Source organism: Oceanobacillus zhaokaii (assembly GCF_003352005.1).
Classification (GTDB): Bacteria; Bacillota; Bacilli; order Bacillales; family Amphibacillaceae; genus Oceanobacillus; species Oceanobacillus zhaokaii.
On the sequence record NZ_CP024848.1, the window covers coordinates 3,609,934 to 3,628,201 of the forward strand.

At 39.9% G+C, this 18,268-nt stretch carries 11 protein-coding genes; 1 reads left to right on the plus strand and 10 read right to left on the minus strand.

Annotated features, from left to right (window positions below; genetic code table 11):
- Positions 1-790: 790 nt before the first annotated feature.
- The 9 genes from icmF to CUC15_RS17735 all read right to left on the minus strand — a co-directional run bounded on the left by icmF (position 791) and on the right by CUC15_RS17735 (position 14,539).
- The gene (gene icmF / locus CUC15_RS17695) at positions 791-4,066 is read right to left on the minus strand and encodes a fused isobutyryl-CoA mutase/GTPase IcmF (protein ID WP_114917938.1); all 3,276 of its coding nucleotides are present in this window, start codon (positions 4,064-4,066) and stop codon (positions 791-793) included.
- Between the two features lie 69 nt (positions 4,067-4,135).
- Entirely contained in the window at positions 4,136-4,744 is a 609-nt protein-coding gene (locus CUC15_RS17700) for a TetR/AcrR family transcriptional regulator (protein WP_114917939.1), read from the minus strand.
- A 375-nt stretch (positions 4,745-5,119) separates the two neighbouring features.
- Positions 5,120-6,262: an acyl-CoA dehydrogenase gene (locus tag CUC15_RS17705; protein WP_114917940.1), complete on the minus strand. Its 1,143-nt coding sequence runs from the start codon at positions 6,260-6,262 to the stop codon at positions 5,120-5,122.
- A 38-nt stretch (positions 6,263-6,300) separates the two neighbouring features.
- The gene (locus CUC15_RS17710; protein WP_114917941.1) at positions 6,301-7,443 is read right to left on the minus strand and encodes an acyl-CoA dehydrogenase; all 1,143 of its coding nucleotides are present in this window, start codon (positions 7,441-7,443) and stop codon (positions 6,301-6,303) included.
- Between the two features lie 30 nt (positions 7,444-7,473).
- A complete protein-coding gene (locus CUC15_RS17715) occupies positions 7,474-8,325 on the minus strand; it encodes a 3-hydroxybutyryl-CoA dehydrogenase (RefSeq protein WP_114917942.1) in 852 nt (283 codons plus the stop codon).
- Positions 8,326-8,443: 118 nt separating this feature from the next.
- Positions 8,444-9,631: an acetyl-CoA C-acetyltransferase gene (locus CUC15_RS17720; RefSeq protein ID WP_114917943.1), complete on the minus strand. Its 1,188-nt coding sequence runs from the start codon at positions 9,629-9,631 to the stop codon at positions 8,444-8,446.
- Between the two features lie 141 nt (positions 9,632-9,772).
- Positions 9,773-11,872, minus strand: coding sequence for a heterodisulfide reductase-related iron-sulfur binding cluster (locus CUC15_RS17725; protein WP_114917944.1), 2,100 nt, complete (start codon positions 11,870-11,872; stop codon positions 9,773-9,775).
- Positions 11,873-12,431: 559 nt separating this feature from the next.
- Positions 12,432-14,102 carry an arginine--tRNA ligase gene (gene argS / locus CUC15_RS17730; RefSeq protein WP_114917945.1) on the minus strand — a complete coding sequence of 557 codons (1,671 nt, stop codon included), beginning with the start codon at positions 14,100-14,102 and terminating at the stop codon, positions 12,432-12,434.
- Positions 14,099-14,539 (minus strand): YwiB family protein, encoded by a 441-nt coding sequence (locus CUC15_RS17735; RefSeq protein ID WP_114917946.1) that lies wholly within the window; start codon positions 14,537-14,539, stop codon positions 14,099-14,101. Before CUC15_RS17735 ends, argS begins: the two co-directional genes overlap by 4 nt.
- Positions 14,540-15,028: 489 nt before the next feature.
- On the opposite strand from CUC15_RS17735, the gene CUC15_RS17740 reads away from it, so the two are divergent.
- Positions 15,029-17,071: a transglycosylase domain-containing protein gene (locus CUC15_RS17740; RefSeq protein ID WP_114917947.1), complete on the plus strand. Its 2,043-nt coding sequence runs from the start codon at positions 15,029-15,031 to the stop codon at positions 17,069-17,071.
- Between the two features lie 651 nt (positions 17,072-17,722).
- Here CUC15_RS17740 and CUC15_RS17745 read toward each other — a convergent pair.
- Positions 17,723-18,244 carry a YwhD family protein gene (locus CUC15_RS17745; RefSeq protein ID WP_114917948.1) on the minus strand — a complete coding sequence of 174 codons (522 nt, stop codon included), beginning with the start codon at positions 18,242-18,244 and terminating at the stop codon, positions 17,723-17,725.
- Positions 18,245-18,268 lie beyond the last annotated feature (24 nt).

Here is an 18,268-nt window from a genome sequence, read left to right on the forward strand (position 1 = left end):
ATTTTTCATATAAAATAAACATACATCCATTATAATCATTTTTAGAATGATTATGCTATCATTCTAAAACAAAAAAGTTGGAAGTATAGATTACTTCTCAACTTTTGATGAAAAATACAATCGAAAGAACTGATTTCACTTCCGCTTTTGGGCAGTCGCCTTCACTTTTCTTTGTCTAGTTCAGGCTCCTAAAAGCTACCGTCATAAGCAATGGACACTCCAAGCACAAAAACCACGTGCTTTACGGTCTCTTGCTTATGCGTCCGCTTTTGGGCAGTCGCCTTCACTTTTCCTTGTCTAGTTCAGGCTCCTAGAAGCTACCGTCATAAGCAATGGACACTCCGAGCACAAAAACCGTGTGCTTTACGGTCTCTTGCTTATGCGTCCGCTTTTGGGCAGTCGCCTCCACTTTTCTTTGTCCAGTTTCGCGTGGGCTACCGACTATGGTCATAGTCAATGGACACTTCGAGTGGATAGACCGCCACTCTACGGTCCCTTGTCTCTGCCCTCCGTCGCTGGGCAAGCCCGCTATACTTTTCCTTGTCCAGTTTCGCGTGGGCTACCGACTATGGTCATAGTCAATGGACACTCCGAGTGGATAGACCGCCACTCTACGGTCCCTTGTCTCTGCCCTCCGTCGCTGGGCAAGCCCGCTATACTTTTCCTTGTCTAGTTCAGGCTCCTAAAAGCTACCGTCATAAGCAATTGACACTCCAAGCACAAAAACCGTGTGCTTTACGGTCTCTTGCTTATGCGTCCGCTTTTGGGCAGTCGCCTTCACTTTTCTTAATTACATATTCCTCCTATACTGTCCTCCGACTTCGTAGAGTGCATTGGTTATTTGGCCTAGACTTGCTACTTTTACGGTTTCCATTAATGCTTGGAATGTGTTTCCACCTGCTGCTGCAATTACTTTTAATTGTTTTAGTGCTTCGTCAACATCAGCTTTATTTTTTTTCTTAAATATATTTAACTCTGTAATTTGGTGCTCCTTTTCCTCATTTGTTGCACGTGCAAGCTCCATGGAATCAACTTCTTCCGATGTTGGTGGATTTGGATTCAAGTATGTGTTTACACCGATAATTGGTAATTCACCCGAATGCTTTTTTCTTTCATAATAAAGGGATTCTTCCTGAATTTTACCGCGTTGATATTGTCGTTCCATCGCTCCAAGCACTCCACCACGATCATTCATTTTCTCAAATTCCTGGAGGACGGCTTCTTCGACAAGGTCCGTTAGTTCATCAATGATGAAGGAACCTTGTAATGCATTTTCATTTTTTCCAAGACCATATTCCTTGTTAATAATCATCTGAATCGCCATTGCCCGTCTAACTGATTCCTCTGTCGGCGTCGTAATTGCTTCATCATAGGCGTTCGTATGCAGCGAATTTGTATTATCCTGAATCGCGAGTAATGCTTGGAGTGTCGTCCGAATATCATTGAAATTAATTTCCTGTGCATGCAAGGATCTTCCAGACGTTTGCACATGATATTTTAATTTTTGACTACGTTCATTTGCACCGTATTTGTCACGCATCGTAATTGCCCAAATTCTACGTGCCACTCTTCCAATCACTGTATATTCTGGATCCAATCCATTAGAGAAAAAGAACGAGAGGTTATGTGCAAATTTATTTATATCCATTCCTCTGCTTAAATAATATTCAACGTACGTAAAGCCATTTGCTAGGGTAAATGCAAGTTGTGTGATTGGGTTCGCACCAGCTTCAGCAATGTGATATCCAGAAATAGATACTGAATAATAATTTCGGACTTGATGATCGATAAAATACTGTTGAATATCTCCCATCATTCGCAGTGCAAATTCTGTTGAGAAAATACATGTATTCTGGCCTTGATCTTCTTTTAGAATATCTGCCTGGACTGTGCCACGAACGACTCGAATGGTATCCTTCTTTATTGTCTCATATTCATTCTTACTAAGCTCACGTCCCTGTTCCTCTTCAAATTTGGCAACTTGTTGATCAATTGCTGTATTGAAATACATCGCCAAAATGATTGGTGCAGGCCCATTAATCGTCATCGAAACAGAAGTTAGCGGGTCGGTCAGGTCAAAGCCAGCATAGAGCTTTTTCATATCGTCCAAGGTTGCGATATTTACTCCACTCTCACCGACCTTTCCAAAAATATCAGGACGATGTGCAGGATCTTCCCCGTATAATGTTACCGAATCAAATGCAGTTGAAAGCCGTTTAGCTTCATCATTTTTCGATAAATAATGAAAACGTCGGTTCGTTCTTTCTGGTGTTCCTTCACCAGCAAACTGTCTTGTCGGGTCTTCGCCTTGCCGTTTGAAAGGAAATACGCCAGCTGTAAATGGAAAAGCACCTGGCACATTTTCTTCCATTAGCCATGTTAGTCTTTCTCCCCAATCATTAAATTTCGGAAAAGCTACCTTAGGGATTTTCAATCCAGATAATGATTCTGTGACGATATCCATAGAAATTTCTTTATTACGAACAGTGAAGGTCATTGTTTCTTGATTATAACTTTCTTGGAGGTCATCCCAGGTATCAAGCAGGGCTTTCGCTGCTGGGTCAAGGGTTTTACGAAATTGATCAAACGTTTGTTTAACTTTTTGAATATCTTGGTCAAACGTTTGTTTGAATTCTTCTTTGCTATATTCCTCGCCAAAAATTTTCATTGTTCCTTCAAGCTGGTAAAGCTTTCTGGCAATCTCGCTCTGCTTTCTAACATTATCATGGTACGTCCGAATGTGGGTGGCAATTTCCCGAAGATAGTGTCGACGATCATTTGTGATAATCATGTTTTGCTTTTCTGCAATAGTATGCCGATCAAAATCTACCGTTTCATTCCACTGATATTTTTCATTCAATGTATCAATCAGGGAGGCAAATAGTGCGTTTGTTCCTGAATCATTAAACTGACTTGCAATTGTACCAAACACAGGAAATTTTACTTTATCCTGCTGAAACAGCATGTGACTCCGTTCATATTGTTTTCTTACTTGGTTCAGTGCATCTTCAGAACCATTTTGCTCATACTTATTAATGACGATGAAGTCAGCATAATCAATCATATCAATCTTCTCTAATTGTGTAGGTGCACCAAATTCTGCTGTCATGACGTACATCGAAAGATCCGTAATTTCTGTAATGGCAGCATCACCCTGACCAATTCCACTCGTTTCAATGATGATAAAATCAATGCCAGATGCACGAAGTACATCGATTACATCCTGAATAGCTGTCGAGAGCTCGGTTCTTGAATTACGTGTAGCAAGGGAACGCATGTAAACCCGATCAGTGAAAATTGCATTCATCCGAATCCGATCACCGAGCAAGGCACCTCCTGTTTTTCGTTTTGTTGGGTCAATCGAAATAATTGCGACCTTCTTATCGGGAATCTCATTGATAAACCGTCGAATCAGTTCATCTGTTAACGAGCTTTTCCCAGAACCACCTGTCCCAGTAATTCCAAGAACAGGGATATTTTCATTGCCTTTTTCCTTTAATATTTTCAGGACACGCTGCTTCTCATCTGAATCACCTGCTTCACTCTCGACAAACGTAATAAATTTTGCGATGGCCTGTCGATCACCTTTCACTAAAGCATCGAGATCCTTTTCTACTTCAATCGGTGGAATAAAATCACTTTCCTCTAGCATGCGATTAATCATCCCTTGCAGCCCCATTTTCCTTCCATCTTCTGGAGAAAAAATCCAATCAACACCGTAAGCATGTAGTTCCTTAATTTCACGCGGGATGATGACACCCCCACCACCACCGTAAATTTTAATATGCTCTGCCCCAAGTTCCTTTAATAAATCAACCATATATTTAAAATATTCAACATGACCGCCTTGATAAGAGGATATGGCGATTGCTTGAACATCCTCCTGGATTGCAGCATGAACAACTTCCTCTACTGACCGGTTATGTCCTAAATGAATAACTTCTGCTCCACTAGATTGTAAAATTCTCCGCATAATATTAATAGAAGCATCATGCCCATCAAATAAACTTGATGAAGTAATAAAACGAACAGGATTTGTCGGTCGATAAACCTTCACTTGTTCCATCTTGCTCCCCCTTATTTTCAAGACCTTTTAGAAACGTATTTATACTTTCTTAACTAGTTAGGCTTTTTCCTATGCTAATGATTTTAAAAGAAATTTAATTTGTCTTTCCGTATATGCCTCTATAGTCGATTGCCTTTGCAAAATCCATCTTCTAAATGCCCACATTTGTCCTTGAACAAATATATTATTTGCTAAGAGTGCCACTTCTTCCTTCGATTTTTCTTGTGGAGCGCAAGCGAATATAATTTGTTCTAGCATTTCCACCATTACTAGTTCTTTTTTAAGAATATATTCTCTTGTTTCTTTTTTTAGTGATTTGACCTCTTGGTAGAGAATAAGAATTTCTTCCTGCATTTCATTCATTAAATAAAAATAAGATTTGATTACAGAAACCAAACTTTCCAGCGATGGATTTTCTAAATGAAATGCTTTTTCCAAATGTTTTCGTACCTGATCGTAAATGGCGTCACAAGTAAAATAGAGTACATCCTCTTTCGTTCGAATGTATTCATAAAGTGTGCCGATACTAAAGCCCGACGCTTTTGCTATCTCTCTCGTTGTCGTGCGATGGAAGCCTTTTTCTTTAAAAAGTGAAATTGCACCTTTGATCATTTGATCTCGACGCTTTTTAATTAACTCCTGGTCTTTAACAGTGGAAAGGATTTTATCTTGCATCATTTTATCAATCTGCCCCTTCCTTCTTTACGAATTAGACTCCATTCATATTGTTTGTTGCTATTTATATATAAACTGCGAACTAACTTAGGACGATATTCGGTTCCTTGGCCGTCGCTCCAGAAATACACTACGCTTTCCGCGGGGAGCTGGTGAGCCTTCTTGTGCTACGCACTTCGAAGTCTCACCTAGACTCTTCTCCCCGCAGGAGTCTTCGTGTATTTCTTCCGCTGAAGGTAGAGTAGATTCTAGAAACAAAAGAATGACAAACCCGCTAACTTTAAGCATTGATTGTAGAAACATACTCCAGACTCGCGTGTAATTTGCAACGACTGTCTAGATTCGAAGACATAATTGTCACTTGTCCGCACTTTTAAATCAACTTTTCGTCAACATACGTCCAATAACGAGTCGTTGTATTTCATTCGTTCCTTCGTAGATTTGTGTGATTTTTGCATCGCGCATGTAGCGTTCGACTGGATAGTCTTTTGTATAGCCATATCCGCCAAATACTTGCACAGCTTCTACTGTTGTTCGCATCGCTACATCTCCAGCAAAAAGCTTAGACATGGCGGATGCCTTCCCATATGGCTGTCCAGCAGATTCCAGCCAGGCAGCTTGATAGGTTAATAGTCTCGCAGCTTCAATTTCAGTCGCCATATCTGCGAGCTTGAATGAAATTCCTTGATTATGAGCTATCGGCTTGCCAAATTGCTCACGTTCTTTTGCATATTTTACTGCAGCGTCTAGCGCACCTTGTGCTATTCCAAGAGCTTGTGCGGCAATTCCATTTCGCCCACCGTCAAGCGTTGTCATGGCAATTTTAAATCCATCACCTTCTTCGCCAAGCATATTCCTCTTTGGTACACGGCAATTTTCAAAAATTAATTCCGTTGTCGGTGAAGAACGAATACCTAATTTCTTCTCTTTTTTTCCGAAAGTAAACCCTTTTGTTCCCTTCTCAATAACAAATGCGCTAATTCCTTTATGCTTAGCATCTGTATCGGTTTTAGCAAATACAATGTATAAATCTGCCACACCGCCATTCGTAATCCAAACCTTATTGCCGTTTAATACATAATGTTCACCATCAGCTTTTGCTGTTGTATTCATTGCAGCAACGTCACTTCCAGCACCAGGCTCTGATAAGGCGTAAGCGCCAAGTGCCTCACCTGTTGCTAATCGGGTTAAGAAGTTCTTCTTTAGCTCTTCGTTTCCATATTTGTAAATTGGCCAGCTTGCAAGTGATAAGTGTGCAGACAATGTAACACCTGTTGATGCACAAACCTTCGAGAGTTCCTCTACCGCAATAACGTAGCTGACATAATCTGCAGCTATCCCTCCATATTCTTCAGGCCATGGTATCCCCGTTAAACCAAGCGCTGCCATTTTATCAAAAATTACTCGGTCAAAGCGCTCTTCTTCGTCTCGTTCCGCTGCAGTGGGTTCAACTTCTTTTTTGGCAAAATCTCGAACCATCTTTCGGAGCATTTCCTGTTCTTCTGTCAGCTGGAAATTCATAAATGTTCCCCCTTCATCCATTTCTAAAAACAAGCTATTTATGCTTTTAGTAAATGCTTTGCAATAACGATATGCTGAATTTCATTTGTACCTTCATATATTTGCGTTACTTTTGCATCTCTAAAAAATCTTTCGACTGGGTAATCCCTCGTGTACCCATAGCCACCTAGAATTTGTACTGCTTCAATCGCTGTTCTCATTGCGGTTTTCGATGCATACATTTTCGCCATCGAAGCTTCTTTGCCACAATCAATATTCCGTTCCACTAACGATGCGACATGGTAGACTAATAATTTGGCCGCTTCAACCTCTGTCGCCATATCTGCTAATTTAAAGGAGATCCCTTGATTCTCTGCGATTGTTTTTCCAAACGGCTCTCTTTCTTTCGCATACTTTACGGCATATTCAAGTGCTGCTTCCGCAATACCTAGTGCTTGTGCAGCAATGCCAATTCGACCAACATTTAAATTGGCCATCGCAATTTGGAAACCTTCTCCCTCGCCCCCTAAGAGCTGTTCTTTCGGTACGATACAGTTATCAAAGGTTAGTTGCACCGTACTTGAGCCATGGAGTCCCATTTTCTTCTCTTTTTTGCCGATTATCAGTCCTGGAGTATCTTTTTCAATAATAAATGCACTGACCTCATTTGTTGCTTTGTCATTATTTGTTCTAGCAAAAACGATATACGTATTTGCCACACCGCCATTTGTTATGAACACCTTGGAACCATTTAAAATATATTGATCGTTTTTCTTTTTCGCTATTGTCTTCATACTTTTTACATCTGATCCCGCCCCGGGTTCCGTTAAAGCGAATGCACCAAGATATTGGCCCGTGGCAAGCTTTGGGATATAATGCTTCTTCTGCTCCTCTGTACCAAAATGTAAAATAGGTATTGTACCAACAGAGGTGTGGACTGATAACACCACCCCAATGGTAGCGCTTACTTTTGAAAGCTCATGAATCGTAATTATATAAGATGTATAATCCATTCCACTTCCACTATAATTTTCGGGAATTGGAATACCCATTAATCCAAGCGCTCCCATTTTCTCGACGATTTCTATGGGAAATCGATCTTCAGCTTCCATTCGTTCGATTTCTGGTGAGATTTCCTTTTGTGCGAATTCCCGAACAAGTTTCTGAATCATTTCTTGTTCAGCTGAAAAATTAAGATCCATCTTGGTGCCCTCCAATATTTGGTCTCTCTTTTAACTATATTCGTAAAAGCCTCTGCCGGATTTCTTACCTAACCAACCTGCTTTGACATATTTTCTGAGCAGTGGACATGGACGGTATTTACTGTCACCAAATCCTTCATAAAGCACTTCCATAATTGATAAACAAGTATCAAGTCCAATAAAATCTGCCAGCGTTAGCGGTCCCATCGGATGGTTCATTCCGAGTTTCATGACTGTATCAATATCTGCTGGTGATGCAACTCCTTCATAGACAGTATAAATCGCTTCATTAATCATTGGCATAAGAATTCGATTGGAAACAAATCCGGGAAAATCATTTACTTCAACAGAGGTTTTTTGCAGCTTCTTACCTACTGCTTCAATTGCCAGGTAGGTCTCATCACTCGTTTGCAGGCCTCGAATAATTTCCACTAGCTTCATAACAGGAACTGGATTCATAAAATGCATGCCAATTACTTGGTCTGGTCGATTTGTTACTGCTGCAAGTTCCGTAATCGGCAGTGAAGAAGTATTCGATGCTAAAATAGCGTGCTTTGGTGCAATTTCATCAAGTTCACGAAATACTTTGGATTTAACTTCCATACTTTCAATTACTGCCTCAATGATGAGATCACAGGTTGCCGCATCTTGTAGCTGGTTGGAGGGAGTTAGTCTTCTTAAAGCTCCGTCCCTCTCCGTTTCTGTCATTCGTTCCTTTTCTACTGCTCGAAACAGTAACTTCTCGATAATATTCATTCCTTTATTGAGTGCTTTCTCATTTAAGTCGTACAGCAGTACATCAAACCCGGATTGTGCACAAACTTGGGCAATTCCTGCACCCATTTGACCAGCACCAATTACCATTATTTTATTAATTGACATAATGATTGCCTCCTTGCTTAAGATTCCGGAGATTTAGAAGTGGAGTAGAGCGCTCATTCCTGAAGCCTCGAAAGCTCATGAATCATAAGCGCTCATCCATCTTTCCTAAACTAAATCTTTATTCCCCAGCCACTTCAATCAGGATAGCGTCTCCTTGACCTCCACCACTGCAGATTGCTGCAATTCCTAGACCACCACCTCGGCGTTTCAGTTCATGAATTAATGTTAAAATGATTCTTGCACCACTCGCACCAATTGGATGCCCTAATGCAACTGCTCCACCATTTACATTAATCTTCTCATGGTCTATTCCAGCAATTTGACTGCTCGCAAGTGACACTGCAGCAAATGCTTCATTAATCTCGAATAAGTCAATGTCGTCAATTGAGTGTCCTGTCTTTTCTAATAGCTTATTAATTACCAGTCCCGGTGTTTGTGGGAAATTCTTCGCTTCTACCGCTACTTCGGCATGACTTAAAATAGTTGCCAGTGGTGTTTTTCCAAGTTCCTCTGCTTTTTCGTCTGACATGACAACAAATGCACATGCACCATCATTTACCCCTGGAGCATTCCCAGCTGTAATCGTTCCGTCTTTATCGAATGCAGGTCGTAATGAGGCTAATTTTTCAATCGTTGTATCTTTACGTGGTGCTTCGTCCTTTACTACAACAATCGGATCTCCTTTTCGCTGTGGCACCTCAATTGGCACAATTTCCTCTGCAAACTTTCCTTCTTCAATTGCTTTGTTTGCTAGCTTATGACTACGGTAAGACCATTCATCCTGCGCTTCTCTTGTTAATCCAAATTCTTCTGCAGTTGAATTACCGTAATTCCCCATGTGCACACCTGTGAAAGTACAAGTTAATCCATCACTGATCATCATATCTTTTACGGTTTTATCTCCCATGCGATTGCCCCACCTTGCGTCTGGCAGATAATAAGGTGCATTGCTCATGCTCTCCATGCCACCAGCAACAATTACATCTTCTTCACCTAAGCGAATCAATTGATCTGCAAGTGTTACACTGCGCATACCAGAAGCACATACTTTATTAATCGTTTCCGTTTTCACTTCCCAAGGCAGTCCGGCCTCTCTTGCTGCTTGACGTGAAGGGATTTGCCCTTGCCCACCTTGTAAAACCGTTCCCATGATTACTTCATCAATCTCCGAGCCTTGCAATCCTGCACGATTTACCGCTTCTTGAATTGTTTTTCCACCTAGCTGTACAGCAGTTAACGACTTTAATGCCCCTCCAAATTTACCAAACGGTGTTCTAGCACCAGAAACAATAACAGATTTTCTCATAACTTCATCATCCTTTTCTATCATTTTATATTTATATCAGTCTATCTTTTTTAAATACCTATTTATTGATTGAACGCTCGCTCAATATTTCCCTAAAAACAGAGGGATGCCCCTCTCTCTATTTTACAGAATAAACGCTTTCTAAGCTATTTTCTCTTCCTCTTCAGTGAAAACGGATAATGCCAGAATCTCAGCAACATCCATTGTACTTATATCTTCCTCCACTTCTTTCGCCTTCGTTCCATCTGTAATCATCGTTAAACAGAATGGGCAAGCCGTAGAAATCATCGTCGGCTGAACAGCAAGCGCCTGCTCTGTTCGTGCAACATTGATTCGGTTTCCTGTCGTTTCTTCTGTCCACATCAATCCGCCACCAGCACCACAGCACATTCCATTTTCACGACTGCGGTCCATTTCAACTACTTCCAGACCAGGAATAGTTTGTAATATTTCCCTTGGCGGATCATAAACACCGTTATATCTACCTAAATAACAAGAATCATGGTATGTCAGTCTTTCATTTATTTCCCGCTGTGGTCGCAGTTTACCAGATTTCACAAGGTCATATAACAATTGTGTATGATGATATACTTCTGCCTTGAAACCAAAATCTGGATATTCATTTTTAAATAGATTAAATGCATGTGGATCAATCGTAACAATTTTCTTCACATCATATTTTGTAAAGGTCTTAATATTCTTCTCCGTAATTTCCTGGAATAAGAACTCATTGCCAATTCTGCGAGCAGTATCTCCTGAATTTGTTTCTGTATTTCCAAGGATTGCGAAGCTAATACCTGCCTGATTCATTAGTTTTGCAAAGGCGAGTGCAATTTTCTGGCTACGACTATCATAAGACCCCATCGAGCTAACCCAGAAAAGATATTCAAAATCTTTTCCTTCCTTTTGCAGTTCTTTCACTGTCGGGATAGTTACAGATTCATCCTCCTCACGCCATTTAATCCTGTCCTTCTTGGATAGGCCCCATGGATTTCCTTGGCGTTCAATGTTCGTAACTGCACGTTGGGCATCCGTATCCATTTTCCCTTCTGTCATGACTAGATAACGGCGCATATCAAGGATCGTGCCAACATGCTCATTATTTACAGGACATGCATCCTGACAATTACCACAGGTCGTACAGCCAGAGAGTTCTTCTACAGTGATTACATCACCAATAAGATTCGCGTGCTGAATCGTTGCTGCAGCTTCTCCTCCAGCACTTACTTGATTACCTGCTGCATTCGCAAAGGCATAGGAAGGTACCCATGCGGTTTTACCAGTTATTGCTGCCCCCTTTTCTGTTAAATGGTCGCGAAGCTTAATCATAATATCCATCGGCGACAACATTTTTCCTGTGCCACTGGCTGGGCATACATCGGTACATCTGCCACATTCAACACATGCATAGAAATCAACCATTTGATGCTGCTGGAAATCCTCTATTTTTCCAACACCGAAAGCAATTTCTTCTTCCTCTTCTTCATCCATTTCAAAATCAACCTTCTGTAATTTTAGTGGCTTCTCTTTACTTAAGAAAACATTCACAGGTGCAGCAATTAAATGAGCATGCTTCGATTGAGGGACATAGACTAAAAATGTGAGTAATGTCAACGTATGTACCCACCAGGCAATATAAAACAGCACCATCGCTGTGGTTGGTGTTAGAAAGCTAAATCCAGCAGCTATCACACTTGCAACTGGCTCAGCCCAGGTTGCCTCATGTTCCAGCCAAATTTGTGTCATGCCATTTCCAAATAATACAGAAACCATCAACGTACCGATAAATAATAAGACAAGGCCTGCTTTAAATCCACGTTTTAACCGGACAATCTTTTCCATATAGCGGCGATAGAATGCGCCAGCAACCGCTACTAGAATCATCAAGGTAACTAGTTCTTGGAAAAATACAAATCCAGGATACACGACGCCAAAGGGCAAATGGTTTCCTGGTGATAACCCCTTGATAAACATATCAATCGCACCAAATTGCACAAGGATAAATCCGTAGAACATCATCACGTGAATTATTCCTGATTTCTTATCCTTTAATAGTTTTGATTGACCGAATACATTTTTGGCGATTCGCTGCAGTCTAAGCTTTATCTCGCTATCAAACGCTGACTTTTTCCCGAGTCTTATATAAGCAATGCGGGTGGTCACGACTTTAATAAATAGATAAACTGCATAAATTGTTATTGCTAGAAATGCGATCCAATTGATTATTAGAAAAGTATCCATTAACTCGTTCCCCTTTCTTTCATCTAATGTTAGCGATTACATTTATTAGGAAAATTTTACTTGTAAATTCTATTTCTACTTTAACAATGAATGACTATTCAGTCAATGAGTTTTTAATTTTACTATTAGTTCTTTTCTTATAGTTTTTTTAAATTGGTATACTTTAAGACCTCATTAATATCTTAAGGTGCTCTCGGACCAATCGCTCCGGAAATACACTCCGCTAGGTTCGTGCGATAATATAATATCTATCCCTCTAATCACATTTCCTCTCTATGAACGTTGCTATTCGCTCCGAAAAGAAGCTCCTGCGGGAATAGCAACTTCTAAAGACCCATCGGAGACGGTTTTCATCTGGAAGGACAGACCGCATTGACTAAAAGAGTGTGACTGTCCTTCTCTATAATCAACTTTCCACCTACTTAGTTCTCACTCTTTATGAACTTGTCATCACTGGTTATTTGGCAGTTTAGAGCGTACAAAAACTTTCTCATAGTAGAAATGGAACTACAAAAAACACGACTGACTTTTCTCATAGAAAAGCAGTCGTGTTTTTATATTACATTTTCTCTGGTGCGGTTACGCCGATTAATTGTAATGCATTTTCAATTGTAATGCGAACTGCTTTCATTAGAGCAATTCTGGCACTTGTTTGTTCTTGATTATCTTGGTCAAGCACTTTCTCTGCATTATAGAAGCTATGCAAGAGGGTTGCTAAATTAAAGACATATTGTGTGACTTTATGCGGTGTTTCCATTTCTGCTGCATCTGCAATCATTTGTGGGAATTCACCGAGTTTCTTTAATAAGTCAACTTCTTTTTCAGCGGTTAGTCGTGATACATCGTATTCTCCATCGATATCAAATCCTTTGTTTTTAGCCTGTTCCAGCATCGTACAAATTCTTGCATGTGCATACTGAACATAGTAAACAGGATTTTCATTTGTTTGTGATCTCGCTAAATCCATGTCGAAATCAAGCTGTGAATCATTGGAACGTGTAATGAAAGTGTACCGTGTTGCATCAACACCAACTTCTTCCATTAAATCTTTTAAGGAAACTGCTTTCCCTGTACGTTTACTCATGCGAACCTTTTCTCCGCCTTCAAAAAGGTTAACCATTTGAATAATTTTTACTTCCATTTTATCTGCTGGATAACCTAATGCTTGGATTGCTGCACGCATTCTTGGTATATAGCCATGGTGGTCAGCGCCCCAGACGTTGATTATTTTATCAAAGCCGCGATCCAGTTTATCCTTATGATATGCAATGTCAGGTGTGAAGTAAGTGTAGCTACCATCTTTTTTAATTAAAACCCGATCCTTGTCATCTCCAAGATCTGTCGTTTTAAACCATGTAGCACCATCCTGCTCATAAATGTGGTTGCCATTTTTCAATGTTTCTAAGGCATCGGAAATTTTATCATTCTTATATAATGATCTTTCTGAGAACCAGTTGTCAAAATGCACGCCGAACTCTTCCAAATCTTTTTCAATATTTGCAAGCGATGCTTTTAATCCGTATTCCTTGAAAAATTCAATTCGCTCTGCTTTTTCCTTCGTTGCCCATTCATCGCCATACTCCGCTACAAGCGCTTTTGCAATGTCGATGATTGCTTGACCATGATAACCGTCTTCAGGCATTTCAGCATCCTGTCCGACTTCTTGAAGATAACGTGCCTCAACAGATAAACCTAGATTATCGATTTGATTTCCGGCATCATTAATATAATATTCACGTTCAACATTATAACCCGCAGCATCGAGCACATTGCACAATACATCACCAAACGCCGCACCGCGTGCGTGTCCTAGATGAAGGTCTCCTGTTGGATTAACGGAGACAAATTCTATCTGAATTCTTTTCCCTTTTCCTGCATCCGTTTTTCCGTATGCATCTTTTGCTTTTAAAATAGTTGGGATGATTTCTCCGAGAAAATCATTTTTCATGAAGAAGTTAATGAATCCGGGTCCTGCAATCTCTACCTTTTCAATGGATGCTTTTGATTGATCAAGGGTTGCTACAATCTCATCAGCAATTTGGCGAGGAGCCTTCTTCGCAATTCTCGCAAGCTGCATCGCAATATTAGATGCGAAATCCCCGTGTGATTTATCTTTCGGTTTATCTAATACAATTGTTGGCAGCTCTTCTTCTGTCGCAAGCTTTGCCCCAAGAACGGCGGCCTTAATTTCCTGCTTTAATGTTTCTTCCGTTTGTTCTAAAACGTTCATTGTGAGTCCTCCTCTTTGTAATGTAACACCAATTCATGAGCACGTTCTTCTTGCCCATTCAGTTTCACTTTATAGGAAATGCTTAAATTCCCCCCATTATTCTCATCCAGTTGCTGATGGGTTATGGCATCTGTGAAAGTTTCCATATGTAGTGTTCCATGTGGATGCTTGTATATATTTTCCGTAATTTGATTCGCGCGGAATTTCTGTGTCATTGATACAACACCAGTACGTTTAATACTTACTTTATCTGCTTGAATCGTAATGAAATTATTAATCGTAGCAGTGTCCTCGATATTCTCTTCATACGTGAGAACATCCATTTTACCTTTTCGATAATAGTTGCCAATATGTGTTGATGTATTATCTTCCAGCTGCCCTTGATCATTAATCCTTACGCTCAAGGTTATTCTAACCCTCTTTTGGACGGTATTCATAAAATCGCCTCATAACTTTATTTAAAAATAGTAAAGTATATATTCTTTTACACTCTCGTGACAAGAAAAGCCACGTCCAGCTACAGTGCCCGTGCTCCTAACGAGACTTCCCTCACCTCATGACACGATAAAGAAGACTTGCCGATTGGTCAGAGGCATAGTAGCACTTATACCTTTGTGGTGAAAGTCAACATCGATTCGCTTACGCTCCCAGAGAGTTTCCTTTATCTCCTACGAAGGGATGTTCGACACGTCGAACCACCCCACATCCGTGGGGCGCAGTCCGTACGTCGCTAAACGGGCACTTTCGCTTTTGTTCAAAAACCATATAGTGTTCTTATTATATCTGTAAGTGTGAGGTGTTTTCAATATCTATCTTATTTCTTCTATATTTGACGCTATTATTTTTATTTTCCGTTAAGAAGTTTATTTCCTTCTATCCTTTCCCATAATGTAACTAATACAATCATTTAGATGGGGATAATAATAATGAAACATCGTTTGCTTTTCAAAAGAAAAAATCGAATCATAATAAAACTTCTTATCGGCATGTTTATTTCCGCATGCTTATTTTTAACAGGAATCTATTTTATTAGTTTTCTATTAGGTCCACCTGCACTGATAAGTGAACAGAATACAATTTACTATAGTAGCAATGGAGAGGTCATCGGTGAGGAAAGTGGGCTTGGAAATAGATATTGGCTTAATTTGGATGAGATGCCTTCTGCGTTTGTAGATGCAACTTTACTGATTGAGGATCAACATTTCTTTGAGCATCATGGTTTTGACCTAAAACGAATTGCTGGAGCAATCGTAAAGAACGTTCAATCGCTCACTCTTAGAGAAGGAGCAAGTACATTGACACAGCAATACGCACGTAATATATTTTTATCCCATGAAAAAACATGGACACGAAAACTGAAGGAAGCTTTTTATACAATCCGTTTAGAAATGTATTATTCCAAAGAGGAGATTCTTGAAGGCTATCTAAACACAGTTTATTATGGGCACGGGGCATATGGCGTAGAAGCTGCCAGTAAGTATTTTTTTAATAAGTCAGCAGAAAAACTTGATTTGGCTGAATCGGCGATGCTTGCTGGTATTCCTAAAGGTCCAACCTATTATTCTCCGTTTAATAATGAGGAAAATGCTTCGAATCGACAAGCAATCATTTTAAACGTAATGCGTGATAATGGTGCAATAACAAATGAAGAATACAATGATGCTAAAGCAGAAGAGCTTGCCTACTCAGAAACTAGAAAAATAGATAAAGAAATGGTCGGTCCTTATTTCCAGGATTTAGTTTTGAGCGAAGCAGCAAATCTATTGGATCTGGAAATGAATGCGATTCGAACAGGAGGATTTAATATTTACACTACATTGGACATTGATCAGCAGTCCACACTTGAAGCTACAACTAGTTCAACAATTAGCACTCAAAGTGACATTGAAATCGGAGCAATCGCCATGGATCCAAAATCAGGCGCAATCCGTGCACTAATTGGAGGCAGAGATTACCAAGAGAGTACCTTTAATCGTGCTGTAGATGCACTGCGAATGCCTGGGTCAACCTTTAAGCCCTTCTTATACTATGCAGCATTAAATAATGGCTATACGGCAAGTACGCTTCTGGAAAGTAAACCGACAACCTTTATGCTTGAAGATGGCGAAGTGTATGCACCTAGTAATTATAACGATTATTATGCAGAAGAACCAATCACACTGGCACAGGCACTTTCACTTTCCGATAATATTTATGCTGTGAAAACGAATTTGTATTTAGGTGCTGATAATTTGGTCAAGACTGCAAGACAATTTGGAATTACGAGCGATTTACCAGCAGTACCTTCCCTTGCACTTGGCACCGCTACTGTTTCACTGAAAGAAATGGTAACAGCTTACGGTATGCTGGCAAATGGAGGAAGGCAGATTGATGGGCATACGATTGAAAAAATTACGGATCAAAATGGAAAGGTAATTTTTGAACGTAAAAACAAACCAGGTCCATTGGTACTCGAACCAAAGCAGACATTCATTCTAACTAATTTAATGACAGGTATGTTCGATCATAATCTTGATGGCTACACAGCAGTAACCGGCGCAAGCATTGCCGATAGTCTTACTCGACCTTACGCAGGAAAATCAGGAACGACGAATTCGGATAATTGGATGATCGGCTATAGCCCAAGCTTAGTAACGGGAATTTGGACTGGATATGATGATAATCGTGCAATGGAAGTAGTTGCAGAATCAGCCTACGCTAAGAAAATTTGGGCGGATTTCATGGAATATGCCCATAAAGAATTACCCCAAGAAAATTTCATTGCTCCTGTTGGTGTCGTTGGTATTCCGATTGATCCCAACACTGGTGCACTTGCTACACCTTATTGTGACACAAGTGTTATTATGTATTTTGAGAAGGGGACTGAGCCAAGGCGTTATTGTACGGAGCATTTTCATGAAGAAGATGAATTTGAAGTTGGGCCGGATAAAGATAAAGGAATTATTGAGCGGTGGTTTGATTTGTTTTAGCTAAAAATCTGAAAAAAGTGTGGTTGTGAGTTAAATAGTCGATTATAAAAAGAACATTCTAATAAACTTTGTTTTTTGCTGTTTAAAATGCGAACCAGTGAAAATGTGATTATTAATAGCTGAAAGGCATTTTCTGCAGTCAACGCTTGAACTACAATCTATAGCGATGGTTAGTGGGTTAGTCATATTGCTAGGTTGAGTACAATTCCAGCGGAGAAAATACACGAAGACTCCTGCGGGAGGAACGGCCTCGGTGAGACTTCGAAGTGCGCCAGCACGAGTAGGCTCACCAGCCGCCCGCGGAAAGCGTAGTGTATTTTCGGAGCGACTAGTCTGGGAACCCTTATCACATTAAATTAGTTCGACTTTAGATAATTTGAATCGCAGTTAATTTTTTTTCATACCAAATTTATAATAAGCTTTGATTGGTTGATTTTTTAACAACAAAAATTTTAAAACCATCCTAATTCTCGAAAAAAGAAGCCAACAATGTCGTGGTTCCGTCCCACTTGATTGTTGGCCTCTTTTTTGTCCTAGCAATACATGAGTAAACCCATGTATTCATATTTTACAAACTAAATTAACAAAGTACAACTTATTAACCTTTTTTTGTCATTCATTCACAAAATGTTCATATTTGTTTTTGTCAATTTATTCTGGAAGTGCGTTTTTCAACTCGTCTGTTGAATTATTCCACATTACTTCATTAAATTCCACTAAAAAGTCTTTTAGCAATTTTTTCGAAGGCTCATCCATATGATCTACGACAATTTTTCCTTTTAATGACTTTTCCATATGTGTGACATGCTGGGGCATTGACTTATAGGCACGTTTAATTGAGCGATCGATTATGATTTCACTACCAGCGACTCCACCGTAGTATGGTCCGTTTTCATTGCGATCGACGTTCACCCAAACAATCCAGTAAAGCAGTCCGTTTGGCACTTCTTCACGATTTGGAATAATCTTCACGCGTCGTTCGATTTCGCTTCTTGCGTGCATTGCACCCATATCAACATACGCCTTGTTTTCATTCGGATCAACGATTACAGGCGACATATTTTCCAAGCTAATCACACCTGAACCATATCCACCATGACCATCCGTCGAATCGTCTTTTATGATTGTAAAAGCATTGCTTTTCTTTTTATTTGCATTCTGATCTGAACTCATATTACTTAGCCCCCTCTTTCATCC

Bases quoted from the DNA above. Each gene is read 5' to 3' on its own strand.
- icmF (WP_114917938.1), bottom strand. From the start codon at position 4,066: ATGGAACAAGTGAAGGTTTATCGACCGACAAATCCTGTTCGTTTTATT.
- CUC15_RS17700 (WP_114917939.1), bottom strand. From the start codon at position 4,744: ATGATGCAAGATAAAATCCTTTCCACTGTTAAAGACCAGGAGTTAATT.
- CUC15_RS17705 (WP_114917940.1), bottom strand. From the start codon at position 6,262: ATGAATTTCCAGCTGACAGAAGAACAGGAAATGCTCCGAAAGATGGTT.
- CUC15_RS17710 (WP_114917941.1), bottom strand. From the start codon at position 7,443: ATGGATCTTAATTTTTCAGCTGAACAAGAAATGATTCAGAAACTTGTT.
- CUC15_RS17715 (WP_114917942.1), bottom strand. From the start codon at position 8,325: ATGTCAATTAATAAAATAATGGTAATTGGTGCTGGTCAAATGGGTGCA.
- CUC15_RS17720 (WP_114917943.1), bottom strand. From the start codon at position 9,631: ATGAGAAAATCTGTTATTGTTTCTGGTGCTAGAACACCGTTTGGTAAA.
- CUC15_RS17725 (WP_114917944.1), bottom strand. From the start codon at position 11,872: ATGGATACTTTTCTAATAATCAATTGGATCGCATTTCTAGCAATAACA.
- argS (WP_114917945.1), bottom strand. From the start codon at position 14,102: ATGAACGTTTTAGAACAAACGGAAGAAACATTAAAGCAGGAAATTAAG.
- CUC15_RS17735 (WP_114917946.1), bottom strand. From the start codon at position 14,539: ATGAATACCGTCCAAAAGAGGGTTAGAATAACCTTGAGCGTAAGGATT.
- CUC15_RS17740 (WP_114917947.1), top strand. From the start codon at position 15,029: ATGAAACATCGTTTGCTTTTCAAAAGAAAAAATCGAATCATAATAAAA.
- CUC15_RS17745 (WP_114917948.1), bottom strand. From the start codon at position 18,244: ATGAGTTCAGATCAGAATGCAAATAAAAAGAAAAGCAATGCTTTTACA.